This window comes from Salmonirosea aquatica, assembly GCF_009296315.1.
GTDB classification, from domain to species: Bacteria; Bacteroidota; Bacteroidia; order Cytophagales; family Spirosomataceae; genus Salmonirosea; species Salmonirosea aquatica.
Genome location: NZ_WHLY01000002.1, coordinates 202,677 through 217,617 on the forward strand (window position 1 = coordinate 202,677; position 14,941 = coordinate 217,617).

10 protein-coding genes are annotated in these 14,941 nt (G+C 56.4%); 3 read left to right on the forward strand and 7 right to left on the reverse strand.

The window, feature by feature from the left end; translation table 11 throughout:
• Positions 1–5 precede the first annotated feature (5 nt).
• Positions 6–1,214, forward strand: coding sequence for a glycosyltransferase (locus GBK04_RS01800; RefSeq protein ID WP_152756335.1), 1,209 nt, complete (start codon positions 6–8; stop codon positions 1,212–1,214).
• Positions 1,215–1,216: 2 nt separating this feature from the next.
• Here GBK04_RS01800 and GBK04_RS01805 read toward each other — a convergent pair whose 3' ends face one another.
• The 7 genes from GBK04_RS01805 to GBK04_RS01830 form a co-directional block, all read right to left on the reverse strand.
• Complete coding sequence (locus GBK04_RS01805) at positions 1,217–3,796, reverse strand: ATP-binding protein (protein ID WP_152756337.1); 2,580 nt, start codon at positions 3,794–3,796, stop codon at positions 1,217–1,219.
• A 35-nt stretch (positions 3,797–3,831) separates the two neighbouring features.
• On the reverse strand, positions 3,832–8,262 hold the full coding sequence (locus tag GBK04_RS01810; RefSeq protein WP_373330633.1) for a carbohydrate-binding protein: 4,431 nt from the start codon (positions 8,260–8,262) through the stop codon (positions 3,832–3,834).
• A gap of 227 nt (positions 8,263–8,489) precedes the next feature.
• A complete protein-coding gene (locus GBK04_RS01815; protein ID WP_152756341.1) occupies positions 8,490–9,278 on the reverse strand; it encodes a glycosyltransferase family 2 protein in 789 nt (262 codons plus the stop codon).
• A gap of 71 nt (positions 9,279–9,349) precedes the next feature.
• Positions 9,350–10,207, reverse strand: coding sequence for a glycosyltransferase family 2 protein (locus GBK04_RS01820; protein ID WP_152756343.1), 858 nt, complete (start codon positions 10,205–10,207; stop codon positions 9,350–9,352).
• Positions 10,208–10,619: 412 nt separating this feature from the next.
• Complete coding sequence (locus tag GBK04_RS01825; RefSeq protein WP_373330634.1) at positions 10,620–11,492, reverse strand: glycosyltransferase family 2 protein; 873 nt, start codon at positions 11,490–11,492, stop codon at positions 10,620–10,622.
• Positions 11,387–11,803 carry a glycosyltransferase family protein gene (locus GBK04_RS30240; protein WP_373330635.1) on the reverse strand — a complete coding sequence of 139 codons (417 nt, stop codon included), beginning with the start codon at positions 11,801–11,803 and terminating at the stop codon, positions 11,387–11,389. Before GBK04_RS30240 ends, GBK04_RS01825 begins: the two co-directional genes overlap by 106 nt.
• Positions 11,804–11,807: 4 nt before the next feature.
• Positions 11,808–12,719, reverse strand: coding sequence for a glycosyltransferase family 2 protein (locus tag GBK04_RS01830; protein WP_152756345.1), 912 nt, complete (start codon positions 12,717–12,719; stop codon positions 11,808–11,810).
• A gap of 386 nt (positions 12,720–13,105) precedes the next feature.
• On the opposite strand from GBK04_RS01830, the gene GBK04_RS01835 reads away from it, so the two are divergent.
• Together GBK04_RS01835 and GBK04_RS01840 are read left to right on the forward strand one after the other, a co-directional pair.
• Positions 13,106–13,837 (forward strand): tyrosine-protein phosphatase, encoded by a 732-nt coding sequence (locus tag GBK04_RS01835; RefSeq protein ID WP_152756347.1) that lies wholly within the window; start codon positions 13,106–13,108, stop codon positions 13,835–13,837.
• A 142-nt stretch (positions 13,838–13,979) separates the two neighbouring features.
• Complete coding sequence (locus GBK04_RS01840) at positions 13,980–14,858, forward strand: polysaccharide biosynthesis/export family protein (protein ID WP_373330636.1); 879 nt, start codon at positions 13,980–13,982, stop codon at positions 14,856–14,858.
• The last annotated feature ends 83 nt before the right edge of the window (positions 14,859–14,941 follow it).

The following is a 14,941-nucleotide window of genomic DNA, read 5'->3' on the forward strand; positions in this document are numbered from 1 at the left end:
CGCGCATGGATCTGAAAGGACAAAACATCGTTATTTTCAGCCTGTTCCGCTTCGACGCCGAAATTGAGTCCACCTCCTTCGCCCTCGCGCGACAACTGGCCCGCGACAATGAGGTCTTTTATTTCGACAATCCGTATACAATCATTGACCTCATCAGGAGGCGCAAAACGGCCGCTTTCCGCAAAAGGTGGGGCAAGTTCGGGCTGTTTTCCGATGAACCCATCATCATGCCCGATTCCTTGCTCCGGGTGTTCATCCTGCCGGTGCTGCTATCCATCCACTTCCTGCCCGAAGGACGCTTGTACCGCTTTCTGCTCAGGGTGAACGAATCGCTTATCCGCTGGAAAATCCGCTATGTCCTCAAAAAGCGCGGCATTACCGATTTTATTTTTATCAATTCCTTTAACTTCCATTACCCCAATGTGGCCCAGGGACTTCAAGCTCGCCTTAAGGTGTACCAGTGCCTCGATCCGATCATCGGGGATTTCGACGGTCGCCACGGGTTGGTTTCTGAACGCGAGCTGGTTGAAAATGCCGATCTGATCATTTGCAGCAGCAAGCAGTTGTATCAGGAAAAAAAGGCCCTCAATCCCCATACCCATTTTGTACCCAATGCCGCTGACATCGACCACAGCCGTAAAGCCCTGAACCCCGACCTACCACTATCGCCTCTGCTGGCCGGCATCACTCCACCCGTGGTAGGGTACCTGGGCAGCGTGGACCACCGGATGGACCTGCCGCTGCTGGGGTACCTGGCCGCCCAACATCCTGACAAAAACTTCGTGTTGATCGGTCCCGTTTTTTCAGACTTGCCCGATTCGATCCAGCAGGCACCCAACATTCATTTTCCCGGTAAAATTCAATACGCCGATCTGCCTTCGGTGCTGAAAGGATTTTCGGTCTGCATCATCCCCTTTTTAAAAGACGAACAGAGTGCTACGGTATTTCCGCTCAAACTGTTCGAGTACCTGGGGGCAGGCAAGCCGGTCATTATTTCCGATTTCAATCCCGATTTACAAGATTTCACCTTCAATTCCGTCGCCATCTGTGCCGATCCCCCGGCTTTTTCCGAAGCCATCCGGGTAGCCCTGGCTACCGATTCGGAAGCCCGACGCGCGGAACGGATCCGGATAGCCTCCCGCAACACCTGGCATCATCGGGCCGATGCCCTGGCGACCTTGCTGGCCGATGCCCTGGTCAGAAAAGGCCACTGACCCTACCCCAATGCCTTCAATTCTACCAGGCCCCGCTCCAGTTCTTCCCCCAGTTCGGTAAGACGCTGGGCGAGGTTCTCCGGAACCGAACCCGATTGCAACGTTCGTTCGAGTTCCTTATACTGGTTGGCCGACGAAAGCAATGCCACCGAAATCAGCGACGAACGCAGGGCGTGGATCGCTTTGCGGACCCCGTCGTAGTCCGCCTTTTCGAGGGCTTCGTGGATCACGGCGTACTGCTGCTCCTTATCCTGAGCAAAAAGCTCCACCAGTTCGTCCCGCAACTCCCGGTCCCCCGCGGTAATATCCTGCAGATAGGTCGTGTCAACCAGAACGGCCGGCGGTCGCTGGACCGGCGGGCCAGGTTTCTGGGTGACTCGGATGATTTCGTTGAATAGCTCCTTCTCTTTGAAAGGTTTCGAGATATAGCTGTTGGCGCCGATGCGCGCGCCTTCTTCCTTCTCGCCCACCATGGCGTGGGCCGTCATCGTAATGATCGGCGTACTCAACCGCAGCGTATTGCGGATTTTACGAATGGCCGTGTACCCATCCATCACCGGCATCTGCACGTCCATGATGATCAGATCGAAGGTCTCGCGTTCCAGTACATCCAGCGCTTCCTGCCCATTTTCTACGATCGTGAGGCGTGCCCCTACCCGACTGAATATGGCAAAAAGCAACTTCTGGTTGAGGAGATTGTCTTCGGCGGCCAGGATCGACAGAGTAGCCAGGTACTCGGGCGCCGATACGGACAAATCCGGAGGCTCCGCACTGGCCATATTTTCCTGAGTAGCAAAGTCGAACTCCAGTGTGAAGACCGTCCCCTTTCCAAATTCGCTTTCTAGTCGCAGGGTACCCCCCAGCAGTGTCACCAGGGTCCGGGATATGGAAAGCCCCAGACCCGTACCCCCAAACTGACTGGTGGTTCGTTCGGCGGCCTGCACGAAACGGTCGAAAATCTGCTCCTGCCGATCCTGGGGGATCCCGATGCCCGTATCTTCAATGACGAACTGTACCCGCTGCTTGTCGTTCTGGACGGGCCCCAGCGCCTTCACCTGCACCCGCACGTACCCCTGCTCGGTAAACTTGATCGCATTGCCGCATAGGTTCAGCAGGATTTGGGTGAGCCTGAGTTTATCGGTAATAATGATCCGGGGCAGATCCGGGGAGAGTTCCTGCCGATATTCGATTCCTTTTTCCGTGGCTTTCTGCTTGACCAGAATTCCCACCGAGTCGATGAGTTCGCCGATGGAAGTTGGCGCGATGTCCAGCACGATCTGGTTGGCCTCGATCTTGGAGATATCCAGTAAATCGTTGATCAGTTCCAATAGATTGCGACTGGCTACCTGAATGTACCCCACATACTCGCGGGTGGTTTCGTTATGGGCCTCCCGCTGCAGCCAATCGGTAAAACCTAGGATGGCGTTGAGCGGCGTGCGGATTTCGTGGCTCACGTTGGACAGGAACACGTCACGCGTCCTGACGGATTGCTCGGCCAGGTCGCGGGCATTCTTCAGGTTCAGCGCGTAGGTTTCCCGCTCGGTGATATCCCTGAAGACCGAAATAGCCCCCACGATTTTTCCGTCCAGTTCGTAAATGGGTTCTACACTGGTCTCGACCTGGATCTTCTGATCATCCCGCACAATGTCGATGCGGTTGCCCGTGGATTTCCGTCCCTGCAAGCCCTGCCGGACGGGCAGATTTTCGGAAGTAAAGGGCTCCTCTCCGTTTTCCGGCCGGTATAACGGTACCGTATTCAGCAATGCCTGGAGGTTCGGCACCTCATTCTTTTCCTCCAGCCCCAGCATGTTGCGTCCAGCGGCGTTGATGAAGGTCACGTCCATGGCCGGGTTGACCACGATGATTCCGTCCGGTATCGCCTCGAGGTACTGGTTGAGCAGCCTTTCCTTACGAATGATTTCCTGCTTCAGTACCCGCTGTCTGCGACGGTCCCGCATCAGCGAAATCAGGGCCAACAGGGTAATGCCGAAACCGGTAATTCCCGTGAACACAATATAGAAAAGCGCCTGTTGCCGGGTATCGTGAGCCTGTTTCCGGCGGGCATCCATCTCGATGTTGGCGTAGGCCTCGATTTCATTGATCTTGTTGCGGAGCTGCTCGAATAGCCAGATACCACGTCCACCACGGATCATGTCGGAGGCCGGTCCGAGGCCGCGCAGCCGGAATGTATCCACCACCGCCTGGGAGAAGCCGGTGATTTCGGACGAGAGGCTCAGCATCTGAATCACGCGGGCCTTCTGTTCGCGGTCGTTTTCCAATAGATTGAACAGCGTATCGCTGATGGACACCAGCCCCTGCCTGGACTGCCGGATGTCGGACATGATGTTCTCATTGCCCGTGATCAGGTACCCTCGTACGTTCGACTGGATGTCCTTGGCCAGCAGCTCGAACTGCGAAGTCTGGTTGACCACGCTGATGGTGTTGGAAACCCACAGATTCTGCGTCGACAGGTCTTCGAGGCTTTGGTAGGCAAAGAACAGGGAAACCAGGATCAGCAACATCCCCAGGGAAATCCCCCCGTACGAAACCCATCTCCTTACCTTTTTACTGATGTAGGCCATTGCGCCGCTTTAATTCGTTGACTAGCTGGTTGGATTCAGGGTAAATACACCACTTTTTTGAAGGTACGTTTTTCATTCTGCCTCACCTCAAGAATATACTCTCCCCCTACAAGTTTCGACATATCCAGCCGGTGGCGGATGGTTTTTCCCGCGAAGGGCAAGGTACCTTCGTAATGCAATGTGCCGCGGGTGGCGTCGAAAAGCCGGATTTCCACATCCTGATCCAGGCCATTTTCCAGTGTGACGTGCAGAAAGTCCCGTACTACGGGATTGGGAAATACCGTCACTTCCCAAGGGCCCGCTGCCTGCGGTTCCTCGACCCCCATGCGCACGTTCGAAGCCGTGCCCGGTACCACGAACAGCGGGGTTTCTCCCACGGTCAGGGTGAGCATGCCATCCGTCGCGGGCATATCTACCCACGCCAGGGTATCGCTGCCCGCAACGGGCCGATACACTCTCGCGCTGGTGGAAGCGCCAATCGACAATGTGTAGGATACCGTCCGGCCGACCTCATCGGGTACTACCAGCGCGTACATGAGCTCGCCGTTATGGCTGTACTGATCCACGATCGGATCCTGTCCAAGGGTACGGACGTAGTTGTACTCGCCAAACTGCGTCTTGGTCTGCAGCAGGAAGTCGGCGGCGGGGCGGCGGGTACCGTTGCCATTGATCAGGCCGGAGGAGCCAAAGATTCCGCCCCAGTCGTTGTCATCGTACATCTGGTAGAAAAACACTTTCTGAATGCCGTGCCGGGCCGAGAAAAGCGACATCCGCAGTATCCAGTCGGCCTGGGTATCCAGCGCCGATTTGTCGCCGATGGGAACCGCTTTCAGCGGGCTATTGGGATGCACGTCGAAGCCGGTTTCGGTGATCCATACGGGCAGACCGTGGCACAGCTCGTCAGAAACGCGGATGAACGCATCGGTCTTCTCTCCCGCATTGGTCACTTCGGGGGCCGCACCGCGGGTAGAGGTACCACTCTGGGACGAGGACGTGTTGTCGGTGTAGATGTGGTAGTTGATGACGTCCCAGCAGAGGTTCACCTCGCCATTGGGTTTGTAGCCGCGGAACTCCCGGCACCAGTCCACCATGCCCCGGATGTACTCGGGTCCCGATACCAGCCCACCAATGACGATCTGCATGTTCGGATCGGCATTCTTGGCCCCCACACCGGGTCCCATGGTGTTCATGTGGCCATCGTAGAAAGCCGAGAGATTGGCGCAGTATTCGCGGGCGGTCTGGTAGGCTTTCCGTCCTTTCCACCACTTGTCACGCTCGTTGTCGCACTCGAGGTACTTGATCAGGTTCATGCCAATTTTCACGGTGTTGGGGTTATCGCCGGGCCAGCGGGGCGTATCGTACACGCTCAGCAGGGCGGGATTCACCTGCGTATTGCTGCCGTAACGGGCCGCGTACTGGAAAGCCATTTTGGCCTGCTCCAGGTAGGACGCCGGATCGTCGAAGGCCTTGCCGTAGCGCACCGGCACGTTCTCATGGTCTCGTTCGCCCTCGGGATAGCTGGCGAGCATCCAGTCGGGCAGGGTCTTGAGGCAGGCCAGTACCTCCACGCCCTCGGCCTTGCACCGCTCATAAATCTGGTCGTAGTGCCAGCCGCCGCTCAGGGTAGGGTTGTAAGAGTACACACCCTCAACCGATTCCAGCTTTTGCCAATCCATATAGTGCCGCACGCCGCTGAAGCTCTTGACCAGGTTCATCTTGTCTTCATTGATTTGCCAGGGCGTATTGCCGTCCTGGAAATTCCACTCGTAGGCATTGACTCCCAACATGTCCTTCAGCTTCACCGGCCGCGGAGCGGTCGTCACGGCGGGCGGGTTCCCTGGCACGTACGTACCGTACAATTCCAGTTCGGTGGGTAATCCACCCTGAATCGAAAGTACCAGGTACCGGATGTTGCCAATGGGCGCATCCAGCGCAAACTGGGCGTCGCCGCTCAGGGAACGGTCGGGATAGGGCCCGACCCAGCCGTTGTATACTTCACCCGTGAAGGTAGCCACCGGTACGCGGGTCCAGTCCTGCGTGATGACCGACAACCGGGCGGGATTGCCGCTAAAATTGCCTTCGTAGTCGAACATCTTGATATGTTCCAGCGTCATGCTTTCCCCGGCTTCCAGCGGGTAGTAGGCTTCATAAGAACTCAGAACGGTACCATAGCCCAGGTTTACATTCTGCTGCGTCTGGCCGTCGAACAGGCCGTCCAGGCCGTTGCTGGTATTATTCAGCACGTACCACCGACTGGGATCGATGGGAATTTTCCGGGTTAGGTCGAGCTGGGAGGCCGGAGCCGTCACGAGCTGGGTGCGGGTCACGGGCGTAGCGGCCAGAAAATGTTCGCTGGCCGCCTGGGTGGCCGTCACTGTAGCTGTACCCGCCGCCAGCGGGGTAGCCAGGGTACCTTCGGGCGTTTGGGATAGACTGAGGACGGCGCTGTTGGAAGAGGTAAATACCACGGGACTTTCGGTGCTGGTGCTGGTAGCCGTGAGCAGGAACGGAGCCGAACCGGCCTCCCGGTCGGGTAGTTGGGGTACCTGGAGTACCGCGGCCACTGGCCCGCTCCCCGGAGGAGCGAATTCGATCCAGTTGAGGTTGAAAGCGCCACGCTGGGCAAAAATGCGCAGCACCTGATCGCCCGCCGGAAGCGTAACCGTGGTGTTGACAGTGGTCCAGTTCTGCCAGCCTCCGGTTTGCGGAATAGCCGTTTCGCTCAGGGTCTGTCCGCTGGCCGTGCGGATTTCCACCAGCCCGTTGCCGTAAGAATTGGCTACCCGGAAACATACCGCATAGGACCCGGCTTCTGCCACCGTCACGCTGTAATCCATCCAGTCGCCATCGTCGATGTAGTTCACGTTCAGACCCGCGCCGTCGTCCTGAGCGGATTCGGTACGCACATCCCCGGCCAGATCAAAGGCCTCGGCCTCCACCCGGCCCGGAATGGACTTGGGATTGCGGTACCCCTCGAACCAATTCAGACTGAACAAGCCGGTGGGAACATCCACCCGCAGGGTCTGTTCGCCGGCCTGCAGGTACACCAGCAGGCGGGCGATCCCCCAGCTGCTCATGCCGCCGGTGCGGGGTACCAGGCAACTCCCCAGCACGGTACCATCTTCCTTCAGGAGCCGGACAGTAGCGCCATCGCTGAAGCCATTCGCCACGCGAAAGGCAAAAGCATAGTAGCCCGACTGGGCCACCGCCACGCGGTAGTCGAGCCACTGGCCGTCCCCGATCCAGCCCATTTCCTGATTCCCCCCCTCGGGATCGGAGGTACCTCCCGCCTGCAGGCCGCTCGTCGTTACGAAAACTTCGGCTTCGATCCGACCCGGCAGCCCGGGCAGCGCCGGTGGCGGGGGCAGAATTTCCAGCAGGCGCGGCACACTTTCCGTGGCCAGGTAACCGATACTGGATTGCTGGGTCGCAAAAATATACGCCTGACCTACCGCCAGCGGCGTCGCGTACCATTGTCCCGACTCGTTGTATACATGGACCAGGTTGGGTTCCGTCGTGGAAAATTCGATGGGGCTTTCCGCGTGGTTGCTGGTCGCGACCAGGGCAAAGGTACCCGCTTCGACCGTGCGGGCAGGCAATTCGGCGAACTCGAGGTAGGCCGGTGCTTTGGGGATGGCCTCGGCCGCCCACCAGTTCAGATTGTAGGTACCCCGCTCCGAATGAAGGCGCAGGATCTGCTCCCCGGCCGGCAATTCTACCACCGCCGACACCGTTGTCCAGCTTTGCCAACCCCCGGTCTGGGGAATGACGGATACTTCGCCCAACGTGTTACCCGCTACGTCACGGATCTGAATATTACCGTTGCCGTAGGCATTAGCGACCCGGAAGGTGAAGGTGAACCGGGCTGCTTCCGCCACCGTTACGGCATACTCCATCCAGTCGCCATCGTCGATCTGGCTCACGTTCAGCCCTCCGTCCGCATCGGCGGTTGGTTCGGTGCCGACGGCACCGGCGCGGTCGAAAGCTTCGGCTTCTACCTTGCCGGGTAGTGTTTTCACGTCATGCAGCACATCAATCCAGTTGAGGCTGAAAACCCCTTTTTCAATGTAAATTCGTAACGTCTGATTCCCCGCGGGCAAATTCACCAGCAGGGGTACCGTCTTAAAGCTACCCATGCCCCCCGTGCGCGGAACGGCCAGTTCGGCCAGGACATTACCGTTGGCGTTTTTTAGCTTCAACCGGGCGTCGTCGCTGAACCCGTTGGCCAGCCGGAAATTGAATTTGTACAGGCCCGCCGCACTGACGGCCACGGAATAATCCAGCCAGTTGTCGTCGTTGATCCAGCCGATTTCGGACCCGCCGTCCTCGTCGGAGGTAGATCCGGCGGTCAGGCCGCTTGAGGCAGAGAACGCCTCGGCTTCGAGGCGGGCGGGCACCGGTACCTGGGCCCGCAGCAGGGTACCCCACAACAGCAGGGCCAATAGGGGTAAATAGTTGGGGGTCATACACGTCGGAGTTTTCGATTGAGATTCGTACCTATACATTCACATAAAAAAATACCCGATAATCCAACTACCCCGCTTGTGGAAACGCCGGACCACGGCAGACCACAGGGTAGCAAGTCCGGAATGGCCCCCGCCGCAATCAGGTGCGTCGGGCGGATTTTCCGGTTTTCAAACTCGTTTTAGTGTGTAAGGTTTTTAAGCTGACCCGGACGGGCCAGTGGGGCCAGTCATCGACCGGCCAGGTAATCCCAATTCATCTTGATGTGGCGGTAGAAATGCCGTACCGTGGCCACCAGGAAATTGTCGCTCTCGCGCAAAAAATTCCGCTTGATCGTACTGGGTTCGACGCTACTGTTGCTTTGGGTAAGCAAATCCCGGTAGCGTTCAAAGTAAATAGCTTTGCCTTTATTTTTCAAAAAAGAAATCATCATCCGGTACTCCGGCATGTCGCCTCTCAGGTCCTCGCGATAACGCCCGAATCTTTGAAAAAACGTCGAACGACGCAAGTGGGGATGATCGCTGTACATGTAAAATTTCTTATAACCCGGGTACCGGATACTGAACTGCATTTCCGAAAACCCGTCCCCGACCGGTTTGAGGTAGGGGTACTTAAAATACGCATAAAACCGGGCCATGTCCAGGCTGGGGTCCTGCTGCATCCGGCGCAACGCCTCGGCCAAAGCCGGCACAAATTCGGGATTGGGAATAAAATCCTCCTGAATGTACAGCGTGTAGGCCGTCTTCACGGCGTCCTGCCCTTTGTTCAGGTTATTACCTAGGCCCCGGTTCTTTTCCGTGGCAAGCCACCGGAACCCATACTGCGGCTGTATTTCCCGCAACCGCTGCTGGTGCTCCGGCCGACTGCCGTCGTCCGACACTACGATTTCCCCAAAATGCGTGCCCAGCTCCTCAAAAGTGGCCAAAAGCCTGGCCAGGGAACTACTCCGGTTGTAATGGGTGATCAGGAGCGTTACCTCGGGAAAACGAGCAGCCGGTGTGGGTACACTTTGTTTCATAAACCTGCCTGGACTTGATCGTGTAGGTGCCTGTTGACGGTGACAATAAAATGCGCGGGCGAAAGTAGGAATTATTTTGGTGAGAATCCCAACTGTCGCTTCACCCGCTTTATAAAAGCTTGGCCAATGCTCCCCTCGTCCATCAACCGCCGCGAGGAGGTGAACACCCGCGCCTTCGGATGCATGACCCAATACAGCTTGCCCCGGCTTGTCAGATTGAGGGCCATGCGGCCGTCTTCAGCCTCATTGGCAAAGTCGCTGCCCACTACGTGGGTGTACACGCGGTTACCCCCTACCCTGAAGCCGCCGGTTTGCCGGCCGATTTCGGTCACAAATCCCATATTGAAGCCATAGACGTTCATATACTCTTTTTTCCGCTTCCGGTACAGGATCGGCAATAGGGTCATGAATTCGTAGAAAGCCAGTCCCAGGCGGTTTTGGCCCGGCGGCGGTATGAACGAATAGGTACCGTACACGCCGACGATGCCGGTCTGCTCCCGCATGGGTTTGACCATCCGGTCGATCCAGCCGGGCGGATATAGCGTGTCCGAATCGGCGCACAGATGGAAGCGGCCCTTCGCCCGGTCCAGCCCCATCTGCCGGGCGTGGGGGGTACCCTGCACGGTTTGCAGAAACGTTCGGACGCCCAGGGTTTCGAGTACCTGCGCAGTCGCATCAGTCGAGTTGTTGTCGATGACGATCAGTTCGGTACGCAGGCGGGTGTTCGAAGCCGCCAGCGACGCCAGGGTCCGGTGAATCGTGTCGGCTTCGTTCCAGGCCGGTATCACCACGCTCACCTCCGGATTGGGTTCCGAAAAGCGCTGCAAAGCCTGCCGGAGTACCATCACTTCGCGGGCACTCAGGGCATCGAACCGCCTTTCCTCATAGAGATGCGCCTTGACCCAGGCCGGAACATTCAGTAGACTCATTTTTTTTAGTTGAAAGGGATAGTTGAAACGGGGTACCTGGCGGTCGAAAATGGATGCTGGATTTTGGATGCAAGAAAAAAGTTGGGCTTTATGGTTGAGTGAATTAAGTCGTAAAGCAATTGCCCCAAAGGGGCCAGCCGTTATTAGAACACACATCAATCCCGTACACATGCACCCCGGCGGGGTCGGCCCCGCCGGGGCGAAGGATGTTAGCTTTCCTATTTTTTCTAGTAACGGGCGACGCCTCCGGCGTGAAAACAGGGTAATTTACAGACCAATTCACCTATCACTAGATTTAGAACGTGGGTATAATCCGCCCAATGGACTGTTGCGACATGACTCCATGGTAATCACACGTGTTATGTTTATCCAAAATATAATCGTCCGTCTCATTCTAATTCGCTTTCAATCTTCAACTAGTTTCAACCGTTTTGCGCTTGGCCTTGTCCCAGGCTGCGCTTTGCCGACCGGACAGGTACCGACCGATGCCCCGCACCACGGCATAATTCATCATGCAAAAATAGTAGGGTACGAACAGTACCTTGTTTTTCAGTTGCCGGGTTTCCAGAAACAAGCCCGCCAGCGCCATGCCGTAGAACAGTACCTGCCCCGCCAGCAACCAAGCATACGGAAAAGCCGGACCGGTCAATGCCAGGGCCAGGTTGGTGCCAAAGGCCAGCAGCATCAGAAAGGGCGCCACGGTCCAGCGCAGCACCCGATGGCCGATGTACTGAAACGAGAGTACAGGGTACCTGAACGGATTCAGCAGCCCCGGCAAGCGCACGATCGACTGAATGCCCCCGGCCGCGATGCGTATTTTCCGCTTCAGTTCCTCAGCCACATTCTCCGACGACAACTCCCGGGCGTAGGCTTCCGGCTCGTACACGATCCGGTACCCTCGCTCGGCAGTCTGCATGGACAGGATGAAATCGTCCAATATGGTATCATCGGGTACGTCGCGGTACAGCGACCGACGGACGCTGAACAGTTCGCCCGCCGCCCCGACCACCGAATACAGCTCCGAATCCCATTTTTTCAGGGTGGATTCGTACTTCCAATACATGCCCTCCCCCGCCGTTGCGTCCGCGCGTTCGCCGATGGCTACCCGCTTTTCGCCCGATACCGCCCCCACGGTGGGGTCCTGGTAGTGCCGGGCCAGGCGTTTGAGCGCTTCCGGGTTCAGACTCGTGTTGGCGTCGGTAAACACCACCACGTCCGCCGTAACCCGCCGCATGGCCCGGTGGATGGCGTGGATCTTGCCGCGGCGTTCTGGCGTGTGCAACAATTCGATCTGGGGTACTTCCGCACCACGTCTGGGGTACCGTCAAAAGAGCCGTCCGTCACGAACAGCAGCGACAACCGTTCGGCCGGGTAGTCGAGCGCCAGGGTGTTCCGGATTTTTTCTTCCATGCAATCCACCTCGTTGTAGGCCGCCACCACCAGTGCCAGCGAAGGGTAGTCGGCTTCGGCCAGTACCGGCACGGTCCGCCGCCCCTTGATCAGCCGCCGCAGCCGCACCAGGACGAACAGCACCAGTCCGTACCCGACATAGGTATAGAAAACGACCAGGAGCGACAGCCAGAAAACTACTTGCATAGGGTCAGAGGGAATAGCCCAGTTCGGGGCTGTCGGAGGAATGGGTGAAATGCCAGCGGATGGCTTTGAAAAAAACGCCGATGAAGTTATATTCCCTATTCCTGAGGTACCTCAGCACATTCCGGGGTACCACCGCCAGGGTAAAATAGGCACAAAAAAGGGCAAAGCTGAGCGGTGGGGCGTGTTTGCGCAGAAACAGAATGCGGTTGCGGGTCATGAAGTACTCCTTCAGTGCGGAGCGCTTGCCCACCGACACCGATTCCTTATGGTAGATCACCGCGTCGAGGTCAACGTAGGCCTTATACCCGGCTTTTTTGATCCGTTCGCACCAGTCCAACTCTTCGAAGTAGAGGAAATAGTGCGGGTCCATCGGGCCGGCCTTTTCGACAGCCTCTTTCCGCACCAGCATGGCCGCTCCGTGCACGTAGCCCGTCGGACCACACTGTCCATCGTACTGTCCCCGGTCGTGTTCATACTGCCCCACGCAACGGTTACGGCCCGTCCTATAATTCAGCGGCGTGTAGCCCGCGTACTGAATCAGGTTCCGGTCTTCGAAATAGTGCAGCCGCGGCGATACCATTCCTACCTCGGGGTACTGATCCAGGATGGCGACGAGCTTTCCCAGCGCCCTGGGTGTAAACTCCGTATCGTTGTTGATCAAAAAGTAATAGTTGCCCTGCGCGACCCGCAGGCCCAGGTTATTGCCCCCGGCGAAACCCAGGTTTTTCTCCGACCGGATAAAGATCACGTCCGGAAAGCGGACGCGCCAGTCGGGCGTCCAATTGTGGCTGCTACCGTTGTCCACCACGATCACCTCGATGTCCGGATACCCGTTCACCGTCCGCACCGAATTGAGGAATTCCTCCGTCACGACGGGTTGGTTGAAATTGACGGTAATGATCGAAACCAGGGGCATAAGGCCGGGCAGGACTAGACGTATGAATTTCCGGGGTACGTTTCAAACATACGAAGAAAGAACTATGAAACCGATTTCGCATAAATGAATTTGTGCAATTAGGAAAAAATTTCAGGGAAAAGGGTACATTGAAACCCTCGTTATGAACCAAATGGCACTTTATCCAATAAATCTGCCTGCACCTTTCCTGCATCAAAAAACAGAATACCTTGATCCTTCAAAATATATGTATCTTCCGAGCGACCCCGTGTAACCTAATTTCTGTCCCGTGTACTATTTTTGGGTTCGGAACGTTTCGTTCCGGTAACGCAACAATTCCCCGGGTGCCGTGGCCTTTTCCCGTACCTTGGGTATATTGCGGCTCATTTCCTGATTAAAATGCTGTTATGCTCAAATGGTTCCGTAGTGCCAAGAATGAAATCCCTGACCTGTCGTCGCTGGGGGTCGACTTGCACTCCCACCTGATTCCCGGCATCGACGACGGCGTACAGACGGTGGAAGAGGCCGTGGCCATGGTCCGCACCTACCAGCAGTACGGCTACCAGCACCTCATCACCACGCCGCACGTGATTTGGGATTGCTACCGCAATACCCCCGAAATCATCCAAAACGGCCTCAAGACGGTACAGGAAGCCTGTCGCGCTGCCGGACTGACCATCACCCTCGAGGCGGCCGCCGAATATTTCCTCGATGAGCACTTTTCCGAGATGCTGCGGGACAAGGTACCCCTGCTGACGCTGCCCGGCAACCGCGTTTTGGTGGAGCTGCCCTATACCACGCCCCTGATGAATACCACCGAAACCCTGTTTTCCATCCTCGAGCACGGCTACCGGCCAGTGTTGGCCCATCCCGAGCGCTACACCTACTTTCACAACGAGCCTGAGGTATACCGACGGCTGAGCGCGCAGGGTTGCGAATTGCAGCTGAATGCCCTGTCCCTTACCGGTCATTACGGCGAAGGCGTGGCCCGGATGGCTGAGTGGCTCCTCCGCGAAAACCTGATCATATACCTCGGCACTGATGCCCACCGGATGCCTCATTTGACCCAATTGCAGAAAATTCAGAAATCCCGCTGGTGGGGCACCTACCCTTTCCAGAATAAAACACTTACTGCTTGATTCTTTTTTCTGCAATTAATCCAATTATTCGTTTTATAATTGTACGAACCTAAGAACATGTCTATTTTTTTCTTTTACTTTGCCCTGAAATAGCAAGCCAATCCGCGTCGATATACCGTTGTTACACACAGCTTTGCATAGTATGACCAACCTTTATGATTTTTTTATATCCAACCGCATCCATCGTATGTTCTTTGATCGCTTGTATAGCGTGTCCCGACTAGGACTTACTTACCCCGGAATTCTGGTATTAGGAATCCTATCCCTCCTGAGTACTACCTTCACCGCCTGCGTTTCACCCAAGTCCATTGTCTATTTCCAGGGCGACACCCTGCGCTACTCGGTGGATTCCATCCGGCAGTCCTACACGCCCACCATTCAGCCCAACGACCTGATCTCGGTGGTGGTGGGTAGTCTTAGCTCGGAGTCCGATGCCATTTTTAATATTCCCAATCAGTTTACTACCTCAGTCATGCGGTACGGAAACACAGGGGGTGGGGCCGGACAGACCCTAGGGTACCTGGTGGACAGCGACGGAAACATCGAGATGCCGCTCGTGGGCAAGCTTTACATCCAGGATTTGCGGGCGCAAGCGGCGGCCGATACCATCCGCCAACATCTATTGGCTTACCTCAAAGAACCCACCGTCACCATCCGCTTGCTCAATTTTAAGGTATCTGTATTGGGTGAGGTGAACAAACCAGCTGTGTACGTCATTCCTGACGAGAAAATTACGCTGCCCGAGGTACTCAGTTTGGCCGGTGACCTTACTATCTATGGGCGTCGCGATAACATCACCATTATCCGTGAAGAAAACGGTCGACGGGAATACGCCAAAGTCAATCTCACCTCGCGAGAAATTTTCGACTCACCCTATTACTATTTGCACAAAAATGACATGGTGTATATTGAACCCGTCGAGGCCCGGACCACCTTCACGGACCGCCGCTTGCAATTGCTCCCGCTCTTCATTAGTATCATATCCACCGTAGGACTCATCGCCATTAACATCACCCGCTAATCTTAAGTAAATGCATAACAACTGCCCCGCAATTATCTAATGATACAGGGCATAAGGTTATCATTCATCATTTATCATTTACC

What these genes read in the sequence shown, in the direction of transcription:
- GBK04_RS01800 (WP_152756335.1), top strand. Translation starts at nt 6, where the DNA reads ATGGATCTGAAAGGACAAAACATCGTTATTTTCAGCCTGTTCCGCTTC.
- GBK04_RS01805 (WP_152756337.1), bottom strand. Translation starts at nt 3,796, where the DNA reads ATGGCCTACATCAGTAAAAAGGTAAGGAGATGGGTTTCGTACGGGGGG.
- GBK04_RS01810 (WP_373330633.1), bottom strand. Translation starts at nt 8,262, where the DNA reads ATGACCCCCAACTATTTACCCCTATTGGCCCTGCTGTTGTGGGGTACC.
- GBK04_RS01815 (WP_152756341.1), bottom strand. Translation starts at nt 9,278, where the DNA reads ATGAAACAAAGTGTACCCACACCGGCTGCTCGTTTTCCCGAGGTAACG.
- GBK04_RS01820 (WP_152756343.1), bottom strand. Translation starts at nt 10,207, where the DNA reads ATGAGTCTACTGAATGTTCCGGCCTGGGTCAAGGCGCATCTCTATGAG.
- GBK04_RS30240 (WP_373330635.1), bottom strand. Translation starts at nt 11,803, where the DNA reads ATGCAAGTAGTTTTCTGGCTGTCGCTCCTGGTCGTTTTCTATACCTAT.
- GBK04_RS01830 (WP_152756345.1), bottom strand. Translation starts at nt 12,719, where the DNA reads ATGCCCCTGGTTTCGATCATTACCGTCAATTTCAACCAACCCGTCGTG.
- GBK04_RS01835 (WP_152756347.1), top strand. Translation starts at nt 13,106, where the DNA reads ATGCTCAAATGGTTCCGTAGTGCCAAGAATGAAATCCCTGACCTGTCG.
- GBK04_RS01840 (WP_373330636.1), top strand. Translation starts at nt 13,980, where the DNA reads ATGACCAACCTTTATGATTTTTTTATATCCAACCGCATCCATCGTATG.